Origin of the sequence: Microbacterium sp. NPDC097977, from assembly GCF_040302605.1 — a bacterium.
Taxonomy (GTDB): Bacteria; Actinomycetota; Actinomycetes; order Actinomycetales; family Microbacteriaceae; genus Microbacterium.
The window spans coordinates 1-14,621 of record NZ_JBEOUR010000078.1 but is presented as its reverse complement, the minus strand read 5'-3'; the positions used below and the strand labels follow the sequence as shown (position 1 = coordinate 14,621).

Annotated in this window: 13 protein-coding genes; 11 read left to right on the top strand and 2 right to left on the bottom strand. The window is 68.9% G+C overall.

Annotation, left to right across the window (positions count from 1 at the left end):
- A partial coding sequence (locus ABTZ43_RS14620; protein ID WP_350539344.1) for a PHP domain-containing protein occupies nt 1-698 on the top strand: 698 nt, incomplete at its 5' end.
- A gap of 7 nt (nt 699-705) precedes the next feature.
- On the opposite strand, the gene ABTZ43_RS14615 is transcribed toward ABTZ43_RS14620, so the two are convergent.
- The gene (locus ABTZ43_RS14615; protein ID WP_350539343.1) at nt 706-1,647 is read right to left on the bottom strand and encodes a 5'-3' exonuclease; all 942 of its coding nucleotides are present in this window, start codon (nt 1,645-1,647) and stop codon (nt 706-708) included.
- A 203-nt stretch (nt 1,648-1,850) separates the two neighbouring features.
- Between ABTZ43_RS14615 and rpsA the strand changes: the two genes are divergently transcribed.
- The 9 genes from rpsA (at nt 1,851) to ABTZ43_RS14570 (ending at nt 11,920) form a co-directional block, all read left to right on the top strand.
- The gene (gene rpsA / locus ABTZ43_RS14610) at nt 1,851-3,305 is read left to right on the top strand and encodes a 30S ribosomal protein S1 (RefSeq protein ID WP_045253758.1); all 1,455 of its coding nucleotides are present in this window, start codon (nt 1,851-1,853) and stop codon (nt 3,303-3,305) included.
- Between the two features lie 134 nt (nt 3,306-3,439).
- Complete coding sequence (locus ABTZ43_RS14605) at nt 3,440-4,294, top strand: ABC transporter ATP-binding protein (protein ID WP_350539342.1); 855 nt, start codon at nt 3,440-3,442, stop codon at nt 4,292-4,294.
- Nucleotides 4,291-5,337, top strand: coding sequence for an aliphatic sulfonate ABC transporter substrate-binding protein (locus ABTZ43_RS14600; protein ID WP_350539341.1), 1,047 nt, complete (start codon nt 4,291-4,293; stop codon nt 5,335-5,337). Before ABTZ43_RS14605 ends, ABTZ43_RS14600 begins: the two co-directional genes overlap by 4 nt.
- A complete protein-coding gene (locus ABTZ43_RS14595) occupies nt 5,334-6,194 on the top strand; it encodes an ABC transporter permease (RefSeq protein WP_149422757.1) in 861 nt (286 codons plus the stop codon). The genes ABTZ43_RS14600 and ABTZ43_RS14595 overlap by 4 nt, the downstream gene beginning before the upstream one ends.
- Nucleotide 6,195: 1 nt before the next feature.
- Complete coding sequence (gene acs / locus ABTZ43_RS14590; protein ID WP_350539340.1) at nt 6,196-8,193, top strand: acetate--CoA ligase; 1,998 nt, start codon at nt 6,196-6,198, stop codon at nt 8,191-8,193.
- On the top strand, nt 8,193-9,497 hold the full coding sequence (locus ABTZ43_RS14585) for an O-acetylhomoserine aminocarboxypropyltransferase/cysteine synthase family protein (protein WP_314096620.1): 1,305 nt from the start codon (nt 8,193-8,195) through the stop codon (nt 9,495-9,497). Before acs ends, ABTZ43_RS14585 begins: the two co-directional genes overlap by 1 nt.
- Nucleotides 9,494-10,078, top strand: coding sequence for a CoA-binding protein (locus ABTZ43_RS14580; RefSeq protein WP_350539339.1), 585 nt, complete (start codon nt 9,494-9,496; stop codon nt 10,076-10,078). The genes ABTZ43_RS14585 and ABTZ43_RS14580 overlap by 4 nt, the downstream gene beginning before the upstream one ends.
- Before the next feature lie 31 nt (nt 10,079-10,109).
- Nucleotides 10,110-10,709 (top strand): dephospho-CoA kinase, encoded by a 600-nt coding sequence (gene coaE, locus ABTZ43_RS14575; protein WP_350539338.1) that lies wholly within the window; start codon nt 10,110-10,112, stop codon nt 10,707-10,709.
- Complete coding sequence (locus ABTZ43_RS14570) at nt 10,706-11,920, top strand: MFS transporter (RefSeq protein ID WP_350539337.1); 1,215 nt, start codon at nt 10,706-10,708, stop codon at nt 11,918-11,920. Before coaE ends, ABTZ43_RS14570 begins: the two co-directional genes overlap by 4 nt.
- Before the next feature lie 10 nt (nt 11,921-11,930).
- Here ABTZ43_RS14570 and ABTZ43_RS14565 read toward each other — a convergent pair whose 3' ends face one another.
- A complete protein-coding gene (locus tag ABTZ43_RS14565) occupies nt 11,931-12,551 on the bottom strand; it encodes a DUF4126 domain-containing protein (RefSeq protein WP_350539336.1) in 621 nt (206 codons plus the stop codon).
- 67 nt (nt 12,552-12,618) lie between these two features.
- Here ABTZ43_RS14565 and uvrB point away from each other — a divergent pair.
- Nucleotides 12,619-14,621 (top strand): excinuclease ABC subunit UvrB (uvrB, locus tag ABTZ43_RS14560; protein WP_350539335.1); only part of this gene is annotated, 2,003 nt, incomplete at its 3' end.

Here is a 14,621-nt window from a genome sequence, read left to right as displayed (position 1 = left end):
TGCACGCCCACACGGACTGGTCGGACGGCACGACGCCGATCCCGGTGATGGCCGCTGCCGCGCGAGCGCTGGGGCACGAGTATCAGGCGATCACCGATCACTCGCCGCGCCTGCGCGTCGCCCGCGGGCTCTCGTCCAAGCGCCTGCGGGAGCAGATGCCGCTCGTGCGGGCCGAGTCCGGCGACGGCTTCACCCTGCTGGCGGGCATCGAGGTCGACATCCTCGACGACGGCGCCCTCGATCAGGAGGAGCAGCTGCTGAACGAACTGGACATCGTGGTGGCGTCGGTCCACTCGAAGCTGCGGATGGACAGGCGGCCGATGACGGCGCGCATGCTCGCCGCCGTGGCGCATCCGCGCGTCAACGTCCTCGGTCACTGCACCGGGCGCCTCGTCCAGGGCGAGCGCGGGACCCGCCCGGAGTCGCAGTTCGACGCCGAGGCGGTGTTCGCCGCCTGTGCCGAGAACGGCGTCGCCGTCGAGATCAACTCACGTCCGGAGCGCCAGGATCCGCCGGATGAACTGATCGCGATCGCCCTGGAGGCCGGCTGCCTCTTCTCGATCGACTCCGATGCGCACGCGCCCGGCCAGCTCTCGCTGCTCGATCACGGCGCGGAGCGTGCCGAGCGGGCGGGCGTGCCCGCCGCGCGCATCGTCACGACGTGGGGGCTGGAGCGGCTGCTCGCCTGGGCGCGGTGACGCGCGGTCAGCCCTGGCCGTCGATGCCCGCGATCGCCGTGATCGCCCGCGTCATCGACGACCCCAGGTTCCACCTGTCTGCGACGGCCGTCGCGGCGTCGACCTCGGCGGGGTCGAGGGGGCGGAGCGCATCGCCGGGCGCCTCGATGTCGAGATCGGAGGCGACGGCGACCACCGTGGGTGCGACGTCGAGGTAGTCCGTCGCGGCCAGGATCTTCGCGCGGACGCCCGCGCTCATCCCTTCTCCGGCTGCGGCGGCCGCTCGGATGCCGACGAGGTCGGCGTGAGTCTGCAGCAGCGTCGCCGCCGTCTTCTCTCCGACTCCGGTCACACCCGGAAGGCCGTCGGAGGCGTCGCCGCGCATCGTGGCGAAGTCCGCATACTGCGAGGGGAGCACGCCGTACTTAGCCACCACGACGGCATCCGTCACGATCTCGAGGTTGCTCATGCCGCGAGCGGTGTAGATGACCCGCACATCTCTCTCGTCGTCGACCAGCTGGAACAGGTCCCTGTCTCCGGTGACGATGTCCACGGGCATCGTGGCGTGCGTGGCGAGCGTGCCGATCACATCGTCGGCCTCATGCTCGGCGACGCCGATGATCGGGATGCGGAGCAGCCCGAGGGTCTCGCGGATCAGAGGTATCTGCGCCTCGAGCGGATCGGGCACCTCCTCGACGTCAGGGCCGGCCGGAACGACCTCCACGACACGGTGCGACTTGTAGCTCGGGATCAGATCGACCCGCCACTGAGGACGCCAGTCGTCGTCCCAGCAGGCCACCACATGGGTGGGCTCGTACAGCGTGACCAGCTTCGCGACGATGTCGAGCAGCCCTCGTACGGCGTTGATGGGGGAGCCGTCGGGCGCCGTCACCTTGTCGGGGACACCGTAGAAAGCGCGGAAGTAGAGGCTGGCGGTGTCGAGCAGGAGCAGCTTGTCGGCGCGAGGCATGCACACAGTCTGTCAGCGCACCCCGCGCCGCGACATCTCGTCCGTCAAAGAGTCCTCGGATCTGATAGCCTTGACTGTCACTCGTGGCGTGCCTGTGCATGCCCGGGTGGCAGAAACCCACACCATCGCTGCAGAGCTCGCAGTCGGCCGTGCGCGGCCGGAGCCTTCAGCCCGAGTCTCCATTCACAAGGACAACCCACTACATGACTACCGCAACGACCGCCCCGGCCACCAAGCAGGTCGCCATCAACGACATCGGATCTGCTGAGGACTTCCTGGCCGCGGTCGAGAAGACCCTGAAGTTCTTCAACGACGGCGACATCATCGAAGGCACGATCGTCAAGATCGACCGCGATGAGGTTCTGCTCGACGTCGGATACAAGACCGAGGGCGTCATCCCCTCGCGAGAGCTCTCCATCAAGCACGACGTCGACCCGAACGAGGTCGTCAAGGTCGGCGACGAGGTCGAGGCCCTGGTTCTCCAGAAGGAGGACAAGGAAGGCCGTCTGATCCTCTCCAAGAAGCGTGCTCAGTACGAGCGTGCCTGGGGAGACGTCGAGAAGATCAAGGAGAACGACGGCGTCGTCACCGGTACGGTCATCGAGGTCGTCAAGGGTGGACTCATCGTCGACATCGGCCTCCGTGGCTTCCTCCCGGCCTCGCTCATCGAGCTGCGCCGTGTCCGCGACCTCACGCCGTACCTCGGTCAGGAGATCGAGGCCAAGATCCTCGAGCTCGACAAGAACCGCAACAACGTCGTCCTCAGCCGCCGCGCGCTGCTGGAGCAGACGCAGTCGGAGTCGCGCACCACGTTCCTGAACAACCTCCACAAGGGTCAGGTCCGCAAGGGTGTCGTGTCGTCGATCGTCAACTTCGGTGCGTTCGTCGACCTGGGCGGCGTGGACGGCCTCGTGCACGTCTCCGAGCTGTCCTGGAAGCACATCGAGCACGCCTCCGAGGTCGTCGAGGTCGGCCAGGAGGTCACCGTCGAGATCCTCGAGGTCGACCTCGACCGCGAGCGCGTCTCCCTGTCGCTCAAGGCGACGCAGGAGGACCCGTGGCAGGTCTTCGCCCGCACCCACGCGATCGGTCAGGTCACGCCGGGTAAGGTCACCAAGCTCGTTCCGTTCGGTGCGTTCGTTCGCGTCGCAGACGGCATCGAGGGCCTCGTCCACATCTCCGAGCTCTCCAGCAAGCACGTCGAGCTGGCCGAGCAGGTCGTGTCGGTCGGCGAAGAGGTCTTCGTCAAGGTCATCGACATCGACCTCGAGCGTCGCCGCATCTCGCTCTCGCTGAAGCAGGCGAACGAGGCCGTCGACGTCAACGGCACCGAGTTCGACCCGGCTCTGTACGGCATGCTCGCCGAGTACGACGAGGCCGGCGAGTACAAGTACCCGGAGGGCTTCGACCCCGAGACCGGTGCGTGGAAGGAAGGCTTCGACACCCAGCGCGAGGCATGGGAGCAGGAGTACGCTGCAGCCCAGTCCCGTTGGGAGGCCCACAAGGCTCAGGTTGCCAAGGCAGCCGAGGCCGAGGCAGCCGCTGGCGACGACTTCGGTGGCCAGGTCTTCTCGAGCGAGGCCGCAGGCGCGGGCACGCTGGCAGACGACGAGGCCCTCGCGGCGCTCCGCGAGAAGCTGTCGGGCGGCAACGCTTAAGCATCACGCTCTGGAACGGGCCGTCATCCTTCGGGATGGCGGCCCGTTCCGCGTCTCCGCCTGTTCCCCGTGCTCCGTGACCGCACATTACGGCGGCATTCGTCACATTTCTGCGAGTTGGACAGCATGGGGATATGACTTCCCTGCTCTCCGCGCCCTCCACGGCACGCGTCCCGGCGATCGCCGGGACCGCTCAGCCCGTGCGCCTGCACGGTGTGGAGCGGAGCTTCCCCGTGGCCCGTGGCCGGCGCGAGGTTCTGCGCGGGGTCGACGTCGAGGTCGCGGCCGGCGAGATCGTCGCGATCGTCGGTCCCTCGGGATGCGGAAAATCCACTCTCCTGCGTCTGGTCGGCGGGCTGGACGCACCGACGAGCGGCAGCATCTTCCTCGCGGACACCGACGTCGCCGACGTCGACGAGCGCACCGCGATCGCCTTCCAGGAACCCCGGCTCCTGCCATGGCGCACGATCGCGCAGAACGTCGAGCTCGGACTTCCCCGCGGCACCGCGCGACGCGAAGGGCGCGAACGCGTGCGCGAGCTGCTCGACCTGGTCGGTCTCGAGCAGGCGGCCGACCAGCGGCCGCGCGAGGTGTCCGGCGGCATGGCGCAGCGCGCCTCGCTCGCCCGCGCGCTCGCGCGCAATCCCGGTGTGCTGCTCCTCGACGAGCCGTTCGGGGCGCTGGACGCGCTCACACGGCTGCGGATGCACGATCTCCTCCTGAAGATCCACGCCGCCGAGCCCACGACCGTCCTCCTCGTCACCCATGACGTCGAAGAGGCCCTCTACCTGGCCGATCGCGTGCTGCTGCTGCGCACGCTCGGCGGCGACGCGGAGACCGACGCGGCCTCCATCGCGCGCACCCTGAGCGTGCCGGGGATCCGACCCCGCGACCGGGCCGATCACGGTCTCGCGAACCTCCGCGCCGAGCTCCTCGAAGGACTCGGCGTCGACACCCATCACCGCACCGCACCCGAGGAGAACCGATGAGCACCATCACCCGCCGAATCATCCCCGCGATCGCCGTCGCCGGGACGATGATGCTCGTCGCGACCGGCTGCGTCGCCGGTGAGAACGCCACGGCCTCCGACGCCTCGGAAGGCGACGCCGCCGCCTCCGGCGAGTGGTCGTCCGACACGCTGTCGATCGACTTCGCCACGTACAACCCGCTGAGCCTCGTGATCCGCGACCAGGGGATCCTCGAGGAGATCCTGGGCGACGACGTCGACGTCGAGTGGGTCCAGTCGGCCGGCTCCAACAAGGCGAACGAACTGCTGCGCTCCGGCTCCATCGACGTGGGATCCACTGCGGGCTCCGCGGCGCTGCTGGCCCGCTCGAACGGGTCGCCCATCCAGGTCATCGACATCTTCTCGCAGCCCGAGTGGTCGGCGATCGTCGTCGGCCCCGACAGCGACATCACGTCGGTCGAGGACCTCGCCGGCACGTCCGTGGCGGCGACCAAGGGGACCGACCCCTACTTCTTCCTGCTGCAGTCGCTCGAGGAGGCGGGCCTCTCGATCGATGACGTCGAGGTGCAGAACCTCCAGCACGCCGACGGCCGCGCCGCTCTCGACGGCGGATCCGTCGACGCGTGGGCGGGGCTCGACCCCATCATGGCCGCGGCCGAGGTCGAGTCGGGCGACCGGCTGATCTACCGCAACGTCGACTTCAACACCTACGGGTTCCTCAATGCGACCGAGGACTTCATCGAGAACCACGCCGATCTCGCCCAGGCCGTGGTCGACGCGTACGAGCAGGCGCGCGAGTGGGCTCTCGAGAACCCCGACGAGACGGCGTCGCTGCTCGCCGAGGTCGCCGGCATCGACCCCGAGGTCGCGAAGACCGTCATCACCGAGCGCTCCAACCTCGATGTGAGCGGTATCCCGGGAGACGGCCAGATCGCGGTCCTCGAGAAGATCGCCCCGGTGCTCGTCGACTCCGGTGACGTGCAGGGCGGCAAGGACTCCGTCGACAAGGCGCTCGACTCGATCGTCAACGCCACGTTCGCGGAGAAGGCGGTCGGGGGCGAGTGATCCTCCCCGACCAGCGCGTGGTGGTGCCCGCGGACGCGCAGGATGCCCTCGACGCCGCTCGCGGAGTCCGGCGACGCCCTGAGGTGGGCGCACGGCATGCGTGGGACCGCCCTGCGGTGCGCGTCATCGGCGGGTTCCTGCTGCCCGCCCTGATCGTCGTCGCCTGGCAGGTGGTGACGACGAGCGGTCTCGTCGCGCCGTACCTGCTCCCGTCGCCCGGCTCCGTGTTCTCGGCGGGCGTCGAGCTCGCGGAACGCGGGGTGCTGGGCACCCACATCGCGATCTCGGTGCAGCGCGTGTTGCTCGGTTTCGCGATCGGATCGGTGATCGGACTCGCGATCGCGGGAATCGTCGGACTCTCGAAGATCGGCGACGTGCTGCTCAGCCCCACGCTCTCGGCGGTCCGTGCGGTCCCGTCGCTGGCCTGGGTCCCGCTCCTGATCCTCTGGATGCAGATCGGCGAGGAGTCCAAGGTGACGCTGATCGCCATCGGCGCATTCTTCCCCGTCTACACGACCGTCGCCTCGGCCCTCCGGCACGTCGATCCCCAGCTCGTCGAGGCGGGGCGCTCGTTCAGCCTCCGCGGCTGGTCTCTGTTCCGCACCGTCCAGCTGCCGGCCGTCGTCCCCTCGGTGGTCGCCGGTCTCCGACTGGCACTCGCGCAGGCCTGGCTGTTCCTCGTCGCCGCCGAGCTGATCGCCTCGTCGATGGGACTCGGATTCCTGCTCACCGACTCGCAGAACAGCGGACGCGTCGACAGGATCATCCTGTCGATCGTGCTGCTCGCGTTGCTCGGAACGATCACCAACGCTCTCCTCGTGCTCGTCGAGAAGTACCTCCTCCGACGGTGGGTGTGACGTGACGGAAGCACGTCTGCACGAGACCCGCACGTACCCGGCTCCCGCCGGCGTCGCGGGGGCCGCGAATGTGACCGCCGAGGCGTATGCCCGGGCGGCGTCCGATCCGACCCTCTTCTGGGAGCAGGCGGCCGAGCGGCTCGACTGGGCCGAGCCCTGGCACACGGCCCACGAATGGGACCCGCCTGTGGGGGATGCCGTTCCCGCCGCACGGTGGTTCGTCGGCGGACGTCTGAACGTCGCCTACAACTGCGTCGACCGCCATGTCGACGCGGGCCGCGGCGACAAGGTCGCCCTGCATTTCGAGGGGGAGCCGGGCGACCGCGTCGCGGTGACGTACTCCGACCTCCAGGACAGGGTGTCGCGCGCGGCCAACGCGCTCATCGCTCTCGGCATCCGGCCCGGCGATCGGGTGGTGATCTACCTCCCGGTGCTGATCGAGACGGTCGTGATCACCCTGGCATGCGCGCGCGTCGGAGCCGTGCACTCGCTCGTGTTCGGCGGTTTCTCCGCCGAGGCCGTGCGGTTCCGCCTCGCGGACACGGGAGCCGCGCTGCTCGTGACGAGCGACGGACAGTTCCGTCGCGGCACGGCCACCGAGGTCAAGTCGACGGCGGACGTCGCTGCCGCGGATCTTCCCGACCTCGAGCACGTCCTGGTGCTGCGGCGCACCGGGCAGGATGTCCCCTGGACCGAGGGACGCGACGTCTGGTGGCACGACGTGGTCGACACCGCCTCGTCCGAGCACGTTCCTCAGGCTTTCGATGCCGAGCATCCGCTCTTCATCATCTACACGTCCGGCACCACGGGGAAGCCGAAGGGGCTGGTGCACACCTCGGGCGGGTACCTCACGCACGCGAGCTGGGCGCACTGGGCGCATTTCGACGCGAAGCCCGATGACGTCCACTGGTGCACGGCGGATCTCGCGTGGGTGACCGCCCACACGTACGAGATCTACGGCCCGCTCTCGAACGGACTGACGCAGGTCATCTACGAGGGGACGCCGGACACCCCGGATCGCGAGCGCCACCTCGAGATCATCGAACGCTACGGCGTGACCGTCTACTACACCGCCCCCACGCTCATCCGCACGTTCATGACGTGGTTCGGTGCAGAGCTGCCGCGGGGACATGACCTGTCGACGCTGCGTCTGCTCGGAACGGTCGGGGAAGCCATCAACCCCGAGGCGTGGATCTGGTTCCGTCGCAACTTCGGGCGCGATGAACTCCCGGTGGTGGACACCTGGTGGCAGTCCGAGACCGGAGCCGCGATGATCGCGCCGCTGCCGGGAGTGACGACGCTCAAGCCCGGCTCCGCCTCCGTGCCGCTGCCCGGCATCGACGCGACGGTGGTCGATGCGAACGGCGATGAGGTCGCACCGGGGCGATCCGGAACGCTCGTGGTGCGGCGTCCGTGGCCGGGGATGGCACGGACGGTGTGGGGCAACCCCCAGCGATACCGTGATGCGTACTGGTCGGCCTACGCCGGACACGGCGAGCACGGCGGATACTACGTCGCCGGTGATGGGGCGACGCGCGATGCCGACGGCTACATCTGGATCCTCGGACGCCTGGACGACGTCGTGAACGTGTCCGGCCACAGGCTCTCGACGATCGAGATCGAATCGGCGCTCGTGGCCCACGACACGGTGGGGGAGGCCGGCACCGCAGGTGTCGCCGATCCCGTCACCGGGCAGGCCGTCGTCGCGTTCGTCACCGCGTCAGGACGCGCGGACGTGTCGACGTCGCAACTGCGCGCTCAGGTCGCCACCGCGATCGGACCGGTCGCCAAGCCGAGGCACATCGTCGTGGTGCCCGATCTGCCGAAGACCCGCTCCGGCAAGATCATGCGACGCCTGCTCGCACAGCTGTGGGAGGCCGAGCAGGATCGCCGCGCCGGTCGCACGCCCGCACCGCTGGGCGACACGACGTCGTTGCAGAACCCCTGGGCCGTCGACGACATCGCCGCCGTGCTCGAGACCGCCGAACTGAGGACATGATGACGCAAGAACACCGCTTCGGGTTCCGAACGAGAGCTCTCCATGCCGGCGGCACACCGGATGCCGCGACGGGCGCCCGCGCCGTGCCGATCTACCAGACGACGTCGTTCGTGTTCGAGGACGCGACGGATGCAGGCAATCTCTTCGCGCTGCAGAAGTACGGCAACATCTACTCGCGCATCGGCAACCCCACCGTCGCCGCGCTCGAGGAGCGACTGGCATCGCTGGAGGGCGGGATCGGCGCCGTCGCGACCGCCTCGGGCATGAGCGCCGAGTTCATCACGTTCGCCGCACTCGTGGGGGCCGGTGACCACGTGGTCGCCTCGGCGCAGCTGTACGGAGGCACCGTGACCCAGCTGGATGTGACGCTGCGCCGATTCGGCGTCCAGACCACCTTCGTCGCCTCCACCGATCCGGCCGACTACGCCGCCGCGATCCGACCCGAGACCAAGGTCGTCTACGTCGAGATGATCGGCAATCCGTCCGGTGAGATCGCCGACATCGAGGGGTTGGCCGAGGTCGCGCATGCCGCCGGTGTTCCGCTCGTGGTCGACGCGACGCTGGCGACCCCGTATCTCGCTCGTCCGCTCGAGCACGGCGCCGACATCGTCATCCACTCGGTCACGAAGTTCCTCGGCGGACATGGCACCACTCTCGGCGGCGTGGTGATCGAGAAGGGCACCTTCGACTGGGGCAACGGACGCTTCCCTCAGATGACCGAGCCCGTCGAGTCGTACGGCGGGATCAAATGGTGGGACAACTTCGGTGAGTACGGGTTCCTCACCAAGCTCCGCACCGAGCAACTGCGCGACATCGGGCCGGCGCTCAGCCCGCAGTCGGCGTTCAACCTGCTGCAGGGGATCGAGACGCTTCCGCAGCGCATCGATGCCCACCTCGCGAACGCGCGCATCGTCGCGGACTGGCTGGCGTCGGACCCTCGCGTGGCCTACGTGACGTGGGCAGGGCTCGAGGGGCATCCGCACCATGAGCGCGCCGCGAAGTACCTGCCGCTCGGGCCGGGGTCGGTGTTCGCCTTCGGAGTGAAGGCCGACGACGGTCGCGCGGCGGGGGAGACGCTGATCGAGAATCTCCAGCTGGCGTCGCACCTCGCGAACATCGGCGATGCCCGCACGCTCGTCATCCACCCGGCATCCACCACTCATCGACAGCTCACGGAGTCGCAGCTCGTGGCGGCGGGAGTGCGCCCCGACCTCATCCGGATCTCGGTGGGCCTCGAGGACGCGGACGACATCATCTGGGACCTGGACCAGGCACTCACCACGGCGACGGGAACGGATCGATGAGCGACACGAACATCGCGGCAGCAGACGCCTGCGCCCTCCCCGCGTCTCAGGATGCGGCAGCGTGCGCGCTGCCCGGCGCCGCCCCGCTGCATCCGGGACGCACGTGGGAAGGGCCGAGCCAGCAGCAGCGATTCGGCATCCTCCGACGAGCGAAGTCCGTCGCGATCGTCGGCGCCTCGAACAACCCGGCCCGTGCGTCGTACTTCGTCGCGACCTACCTGCTCTCGAGCACCGCGTACGACGTGTACCTCGTGAACCCGCGGGAGTCGTCGATCCTCGGGCAGCCCGTGTACGCCTCTCTCGCCGACCTCCCCGTCGTCCCCGACATCGTCGACGTGTTCCGTCGGCATGACGACCTTCCCGGCGTCGCCCAGGAGGCGATCGATCTCGGAGCGCAGACGCTGTGGCTGCAGCTGGGGTCATGGCACGAGGAGGCCGCGACTCTCGCCGAGGCGGCAGGAATCTCCGTGGTGATGGATCGCTGCATCAAGATCGAGCACGCGCGGTTCCACGGCGGACTGCACCTGGCAGGCTTCGACACGGGCGTGATCAGCTCGAAACGGCAGCTGCTGGGGCGCTGAGCGCGGACCGGTCGAAGCCTAGACTTGCGGCATGCCTCTCATCGCGCTCACCGGCGGCATCGCCTCCGGCAAGTCGACCATCGCACGACGTCTCGCCGAGAGGGGGGCCGTCGTGGTCGACGCGGACCAGATCGTCCGCGACGTGCAGGCACCGGGGACTCCGGTTCTCGCCGCCATCGCGAAGCACTTCGGCGCAGACGTCATCGCCGCCGACGGCGCGCTGGATCGTGCCGCCCTCGGCGCGAAGGTCTTCGCGGATGCCGAACAGCTGGCGCAGCTGAACGCGATCGTCCACCCCGCTGTCCGTGCCGAGTCGCAGCGCCGGTTCGACGCGGCGATGTCCGCGGATCCCACGACGGTCGTCGTGTACGACGTGCCCCTGCTGGTCGAAGCGCGCGTCGACGACCCGTGGGACCTGATCGTCGTCGCCCATGCGCCTGGCGATGAGCGACGGCGGCGACTCGTCGAACTCCGCGGCATGGCGGAGGACGCGGCGCAGGCGAGGATCGACGCGCAGGTCTCCGATGAGCGCCGCCTGGCCGTCGCCGACGTCGTGATCGACACCGCCGGTACGCTCGCGCAGACGCTCTCGCAGACGGATGATCTCTGGGAGCGGATCGCCACGTCGTGACCTTCACCGGCCACGCCCCGGGGTCGCCGGTGTACCGACGACTGATCGTCGGTCTGTTCTTCGCGGGCATCGCGACCTTCGCTCAGCTCTACTCGCCTCAGGCGGTGCTGCCGCAGCTGGCGACCGACCTCGGGGTGTCGCCTGCGAGCGCCGCGCTCAGCGTCTCGGCGGCGACGCTCGGGTTGGCCGCCGCGGTCATCCCGTGGTCGATGGTGGCCGATCGCATCGGACGGGTGCAGGCGATGGCGACCGGCGTGCTCGCGGCGACCGTGCTGGGACTCCTCGCGCCGCTCAGTGCCGGGACGGAGATGCTGCTGGCTCTGCGTCTCCTCGAGGGAGTCGCGCTCGGGGCCGTGCCTGCGGTCGCGCTGGCCTACCTCAGTGAAGAGGTCAGCTCCCGGCATGCCGCCGCCGCAGCGGGGAGCTACATCGCCGGGACGACGGTGGGTGGGCTGCTCGGGCGGATCGTGTCGGGCATCGTCGGCGAGCAGGCGGGGTGGCGAGCGGGCATGTGGACGGTCTCCGGGCTGTGCGCGGTGGCTGCCGTGCTGTTCCTCTGGCTGACGCCGAAGGCGCAGGGATTCCTCCCCGGGCGATTCCGCGAGGACGCCGGACCGGGGATGCTCGCGCGTCTGCTGGCCCCGCTGCGCGCGGGGCGCCAGCTCGCACTGTACGCTCAGGGCTTCCTGCTCATGGGCGGGTTCGTCGCCGTCTACAACTACCTCGGATTCCACCTCGCCGAGCCGCCGTTCGCGCTGCCGGCGTGGGTGGTGACGCTGCTCTTCCTCGCCTACCTCGCCGGCACCGTCTCGTCGCCCTGGGCAGGCGCCCTGGCCTCGCGTTTCGGAAGATACCCGGTGCTGCTGGGAGCGATCGCCGTGATGGCCGCGGGGGCGGCCGGGATGCTGGCGCAGGCGACGACGCTCGTGCTGCTCGGGCTGCTCCTCTTCACCGGGGGCTTCTTCGCGGCGCACGCCGTGGCATCGGGATGGGCGCCGGTGGCGGCAGGACCCGACAGCAGGGCACAGGCATCCTCGCTCTACTACTTCGGCTACTACGCGGGATCGAGCCTGTTCGGGTGGGCGCTCGGCATCGTGTTCGGCGAGGTGGACTGGGTGTGGTTCATCGTCGCTGTCCTCGCGATGTGCGCCCTCGCGGCGGCCGTGGCGGTCGCGAAGCTGCGCGCGTCTCCGGGCCCGCTCTCCGCGTGAGCACCGCTCCTCACGCCTGGAGCCCTGCGGCGGACGGAGGGGCTTCGCGATCGCGGCGCCGCCGGGAGCGTCGCCGAAGGATCACGACCATCGCGACGACGAGTCCGATGAGCAGGAGAGCGGCGACCACGGGCACGACGATCGCCGCGGCGGCGAGGACGAAGGAGGCGCCGTCCTCGGCGCTGCTCAGCACCGGAGCGGCCAGTCCGCCGGTCGTCGCGTTCGCCGCCACGCGAGCCGTCGCCTTGATCACGTGCACCACCAGTGCGATCACGACGCCGGTCACCACGGGGATCCAGGCGTTGTCGGTGAAGAACGACGCGGGGTCGTCCACGGCGATCGTCCGGGCGCCCGAGCCCGCCCCGAATGCGATGCCGCCCGAGGCGGGGCGCAGGATGCTCTGGACGACGTCGTTCACGGAGTCGACCGCGGGGATCTTGTCGGCGATGATCTCGAGGGCGAGCAGGCCGCCGAGGACCCACAGGGCGATGTCGCCCGACAGCCAGGACCATGAGGCGGGCAGAGTCACCGCCGGCAGCATGCGGTCGGCGAGTCCGAGCAGGAACAGCGGCATCCACGCGTTCAGGCCCGCCGAGGCGGCGAGGCTGGTGCCGATGATGAACTCGATCACGCCCCCACTCTAGGTGCACGATCGCCGCACGACCCACGGTGTCGGTGGCCCGGCATACGCTGGAGGTATGCAACCCACGCGCAGCGTCCGCCCCTTCGAGGTCATCAGCGAGTACGCGCCGGCCGGCGACCAGCCGAAGGCGATCGCCGAGCTCGCGTCGCGCATCAACGCCGGTGAGACCGACGTGGTGCTTCTGGGTGCCACCGGTACCGGAAAGTCGGCCACGACCGCCTGGCTGGTCGAGCAGGTGCAGCGCCCGACGCTCGTGCTCGCCCACAACAAGACGCTCGCCGCTCAGCTCGCCAACGAGTTCCGCGAGCTGATGCCGAACAACGCGGTCGAGTACTTCGTCTCGTACTACGACTACTACCAGCCCGAGGCCTACGTCCCGCAGACCGACACCTTCATCGAGAAGGACTCGTCGATCAACTCCGAGGTCGAGCGACTGCGGCACTCGACCACGAACTCGCTGCTCAGCCGGCGAGATGTGATCGTGGTCTCCACCGTGTCGTGCATCTACGGACTCGGGGCGCCGGAGGAGTACCTGCGCGCGATGGTGGCGCTGCAGGTGGGGGAGCGCTACGACCGTGATGCGCTGATCCGTCAGTTCATCGCCATGCAGTACAACCGCAACGACGTCGACTTCTCCCGTGGCAACTTCCGCGTCCGCGGCGACACCATCGAGATCATCCCGGTGTACGAAGAGAACGCGATCCGCATCGAACTGTTCGGCGACGAGATCGAGGGGCTGTACTACCTGCATCCGCTCACCGGCGAGATCATCGAGAAGCTCGACTCGGTGCCGATCTTCCCGGCCTCCCACTACGTGGCGGGCACCGACGTGATCCAGCGCTCGATCGGCACGATCGAGCACGAGCTCGAGGAGCGGCTGAAGGAGTTCGAGCGACAGGGCAAGCTGCTCGAGGCCCAGCGTCTGCGGATGCGCACCACTTTCGACCTCGAGATGATGCAGCAGCTCGGATTCTGCTCGGGCATCGAGAACTATTCGCGTCACATGGACGGGCGACAGCCCGGCGAGCCGCCGCACACCCTTCTCGACTTCTTCCCCGACGACTTCCTGCTCGTGATCGACGAGTCGCACGTCACGGTGCCGCAGATCGGTGCGATGTACGAGGGCGACGCGTCGCGCAAGCGCACGCTCGTCGACCACGGCTTCCGTCTGCCGAGCGCGATGGACAACCGACCGCTGCGCTGGGACGAGTTCAAGAACCGCGTCGGGCAGACCGTGTACCTGTCGGCGACGCCCGGCAAGTACGAGATGGGGATCGCCGACGGCGTGGTCGAGCAGATCATCCGCCCCACCGGCCTCGTCGACCCGCAGATCATCGTCAAGCCGTCGAAGGGGCAGATCGACGACCTCCTCGAGGAGATCCGCGTGCGCGTCGAGCGCGACGAGCGGGTGCTGGTGACCACTCTGACGAAGAAGATGTCGGAGGAACTCACCGACTTCCTCGGCGAGCACGGCGTGCGTGTGCGGTATCTGCACTCCGACGTCGACACGCTTCGTCGTGTGGAGCTGCTCAGCGAACTCCGATCCGGCGTCTACGACGTGCTGGTCGGCATCAACCTGCTCCGCGAAGGTCTCGACCTTCCCGAGGTCTCGCTCGTCGCCATCCTCGATGCCGACAAGGAGGGCTTCCTGCGCTCCGGCACCTCGCTCATCCAGACGATCGGCCGTGCGGCCCGAAACGTGTCGGGCGAAGTGCACATGTACGCCGACAAGATGACCGATTCGATGGCGAAGGCGATCGACGAGACGGACAGACGCCGCGAGAAGCAGGTCGCGTACAACCTCGAGAACGGCATCGATCCGCAACCGCTGCGTAAGCGCATCGCCGACATCACCGAGGTGCTGGCACGTGAGGGCGCCGACACCGCGGAGATGATGTCGGGTCGTGGGCGTGCCACCGGCAAGGGCAAAGGCAAGTCTCCGACGCCGAACCTGCGCCGCACCGGTATCGCCGCGGAAGGCGCGCAGCAGCTGGAGGCGATCATCCAGGACCTCTCCGACCAGATGCTGGCGGCTGCATCCGAGCTCAAGTTCGAGCT

Coding starts and splice junctions, on each gene's coding strand:
- ABTZ43_RS14605 (WP_350539342.1), top strand. CDS start 3,440: ATGACTTCCCTGCTCTCCGCGCCCTCCACGGCACGCGTCCCGGCGATC.
- ABTZ43_RS14600 (WP_350539341.1), top strand. CDS start 4,291: ATGAGCACCATCACCCGCCGAATCATCCCCGCGATCGCCGTCGCCGGG.
- rpsA (WP_045253758.1), top strand. CDS start 1,851: ATGACTACCGCAACGACCGCCCCGGCCACCAAGCAGGTCGCCATCAAC.
- coaE (WP_350539338.1), top strand. CDS start 10,110: ATGCCTCTCATCGCGCTCACCGGCGGCATCGCCTCCGGCAAGTCGACC.
- ABTZ43_RS14615 (WP_350539343.1), bottom strand. CDS start 1,647: ATGCCTCGCGCCGACAAGCTGCTCCTGCTCGACACCGCCAGCCTCTAC.
- ABTZ43_RS14585 (WP_314096620.1), top strand. CDS start 8,193: ATGACGCAAGAACACCGCTTCGGGTTCCGAACGAGAGCTCTCCATGCC.
- ABTZ43_RS14580 (WP_350539339.1), top strand. CDS start 9,494: ATGAGCGACACGAACATCGCGGCAGCAGACGCCTGCGCCCTCCCCGCG.